Below are 1894 nucleotides of genomic sequence, written 5' to 3'. Positions count from 1 at the left end.
TGCGCGACGCTGTCCGGGCGGTGCTGGACAGCACGGACCGCATCCCGTACCCGGGCTGGGTCGGCGATGGCTACTACTACGACTTCTGGCGCGACGCCGACCACCCGCGGGGGCTGTGGCGGCGGACCACTGCTGAGCAGTACCGCCGCGAGAAGCCGGAATGGGACGTTCTGCTTGACGTCGATGCGCTCAACGAGGCCGAGGGCGGCAACTGGGCGTGGGGCGGTGCAACCGTGTTGCGTGCCGGCTACGGCCGGTGGCTGGTGTCGCTGTCGCGTGGTGGTGCGGACGCCGTCGTGGTGCGCGAGTTCGACGTGCGGCGGCGTGCGTTCGTCGACGACGGGTTCACGCTGGCGGAGGCGAAGTCCGACGTCAGCTGGATCGACGCCGACCACGTTTACGTCGGCACCGACTTCGGGCCAGGCTCGCTGACCTCGTCAGGCTACCCGCGGGTGGTGAAGCGATGGCGCCGCGGAACTGCCCTCGCAGACGCCGAGACGGTGTACGAGGGGCAGGCCGGAGACGTGTCGGTCGGCGGCCACCACGATCCGACACCCGGCCACGAGCGCGACTTCGTTGTCCGCTATCTCGACTTCTTCCGGACCGAGCAGTTCCTGCGCACGCCGGCCGGCGACCTCGTGCCGATCGACGTCCCGCTCGACGCGGACTGGGACGTCCACCGGGAGTGGCTGCTGGTCCGGCTGCGGTCGCCGTGGACCGTCGACGGGGTGACCTACCCGGACGGTGCCGTGCTGGCGGCTGACTTCGACGGGTTCGTCGCCGGCCAGCGTGAGCTGGCCGTGTTGTTCGAACCGGATGGCCGGACGTTCCTCGACGCGTACGCCTGGACCCGGAACCATCTGCTGCTCGTGCTGCTTCGCGACGTGCGGACCGAGATGCGGGTGCTCACCCCCGGCCCGGCCGGATGGCGGTCGCGGACCCTGGCGGGCGGGGCCGGGTTCGAGCACCTGTCCATCGTCGAGACCGATCCGGACAACGACGACTCGTACCTGGTCGTGTCGGACGGGTTTCTCCAGCCGGCGACGCTGTCTCTCGGTACGGTCGGCGGCGGCGTATACGCCCGGACAGAGGTTCTCAAACGGGAGCCGTCGTTCTTCGACGCGGCGGGCATGACCGTACGGCAGTTCTTCGCCGCCTCCGCCGATGGCACCCGCGTGCCGTACTTCGTGGTCGGCTCTCACACCCACGGTCCTGCCGGGCCTACCCTGCTCACCGGGTACGGCGGGTTCGAAGTGTCGCTCACCCCGTCTTACGACGGTGTCATCGGGCGTGGCTGGCTTGCCCGCGGCGGCACGTACGTCGTGGCGAACATCCGAGGCGGCGGCGAGTACGGTCCCGGGTGGCACCGCGCAGGTCGTCGAGAGGGGCGGGTCAGGGCATTCGAGGACTTCGCCTCGGTCGCCGCCGACCTGGTCGCGCGCGGTGTGACGACGCCAGCCCGGCTGGGCATCGAGGGCCGCAGCAACGGCGGGCTGCTGATGGGCGCCATGCTGACCCGCTACCCGGACCTGTTCGGCGCGATCGTGGCCACCGTGCCGCTGTTCGACATGCTTCGCTACACCCGGCTACTGGCCGGCGCCTCGTGGATCGCCGAGTACGGCGACCCTGACAACGCCACCGACTGGGCGTTCCTCCGCGACTACTCGCCGTACCACAACGTCCGTCCCGGCCGGCCATACCCGCCAGTCCTTTTCGTCACTTCGACCCGCGACGACCGCGTTCACCCCGGACACGCCCGCAAGATGGCGGCCCGACTGCGGGAGCACGGCTACGACGTGTCCTACTACGAGGACACCGACGGCGGTCACAGCACCGCCGTCGACAACGAGCAGGCGGCCACGAGCTGGGCCTTGACACTGCAGTTCCTATGGCG

General features: G+C 70.1%; 1 protein-coding gene. It reads left to right on the top strand.

What is annotated here, in order from left to right:
* Nucleotides 1–20 precede the first annotated feature (20 nt).
* On the top strand, nt 21–1894 hold a 1874-nt coding region (locus Vau01_RS62895), incomplete at its 3' end, for a prolyl oligopeptidase family serine peptidase (protein ID WP_239153157.1).

The sequence above is a fragment of the Virgisporangium aurantiacum genome, assembly GCF_016863635.1.
GTDB lineage: Bacteria > Actinomycetota > Actinomycetes > Mycobacteriales > Micromonosporaceae > Virgisporangium > Virgisporangium aurantiacum.
This window is presented reverse-complemented; position numbering and strand designations above follow the sequence as displayed.